The organism is Rhizobium giardinii bv. giardinii H152 (genome assembly GCF_000379605.1).
Lineage (GTDB): Bacteria > Pseudomonadota > Alphaproteobacteria > Rhizobiales > Rhizobiaceae > Pararhizobium > Pararhizobium giardinii.
The window spans coordinates 1-1,093 of record NZ_KB902655.1; the positions used below are offsets into that span (position 1 = coordinate 1).

The 1,093-nt window shown below is 58.6% G+C and carries 2 protein-coding genes; both read right to left on the bottom strand.

Features of this window, described 5'->3' with window-relative positions:
* Positions 1–671: ABC transporter ATP-binding protein (locus A3AY_RS0113700; protein WP_026203417.1), on the bottom strand; the 671-nt coding region annotated here is incomplete at its 3' end.
* The coding region (locus A3AY_RS0113705) for an ABC transporter permease (RefSeq protein ID WP_018326233.1) at positions 668–1,093 on the bottom strand (426 nt) is incomplete at its 5' end. The genes A3AY_RS0113700 and A3AY_RS0113705, both read right to left, overlap by 4 nt.

Consider the following 1,093-nt stretch of genomic DNA (forward strand, 5'->3'; position numbering starts at 1 on the left):
TAGATCGAATTAGGCTCTCCCTGCTGAGCGATGGCGCCCTGCCACATGACCACGATCCGATCGGACATGGCCATCGCCTCCTCCTGATCATGGGTGACATAAACGAACGTCATACCCAGCTGTTCGTGAATTTCCTTGAGCTCGATGCGCATAGCCTCGCGCAGCTTCAGATCAAGGTTGGAGAGCGGCTCATCGAGAAGCAACACCGTTGGCCGAGGAGCGATGGCGCGGGCCAGGGCAACCCGCTGCTGCTGGCCACCCGAAAGGGCCTTTGGGTAACGCGCGCCCAGGCCATCGAGGCGAACGCTACGCAAAGCGGCCTCGACGGCCGGCCCGATTTCGGCCTTGGGCGTGCCGCGCATGCGAAGCCCAAAGCCGACATTTTCGGCCACGGTCATATGGGGAAATAACGCGTAGTTCTGAAACACGAGCCCCAAATTGCGTCGTTCCGGCGGGACGCGTGTCTGACTTTTTCCCCGAACTCGAATATCGCCACTACTCGGCGTGTTGAATCCCGCGATCATGTTGAGCGTTGTCGTCTTGCCGCAGCCGGAGGGTCCAAGAATGCTGACGAATTCGCCGCGCGGAATGTGAAGGTCGAGGTCCTTGACCACCGGTAGGCCGGCAAAGGATTTGCTCACCGAGACAAGTTCAATGTCGTAATTGTTCATTTGCTTCCACCATGCAGTTGGGCCGAGAAACCACCGATTTTCTCGAATAGGAAAATCACCGCCAGGATAAAGATCATCGACGCGACGTTGACGGCCGCCATCACAGGATCGAGGCTGTATTCGAGATAGTTGATCACCGCGATCGGCAGTGTCGTGTCGCCGGGGCGGACGAGAAAGACTGAAAGCGGAATGTTGTTGAACGAGATGATGAAGGCGAAAGTGACCCCCGACAGCACCCCCGGCTTGATCATCGGCAACACGATATGCTGCAGCCTCTGGCGCTTGGAGGCGCCCAGGCTTTGGGCCGCGCGATCAAGATTTCCGTCGAAATTGGCAAGGGACGTTGCCGCCATGCGGGTCACGAAGGGCAGGGCGAGCACGACATGGGCGGCAATCAGAGCCGGTGTGCCAAGAATACCCTG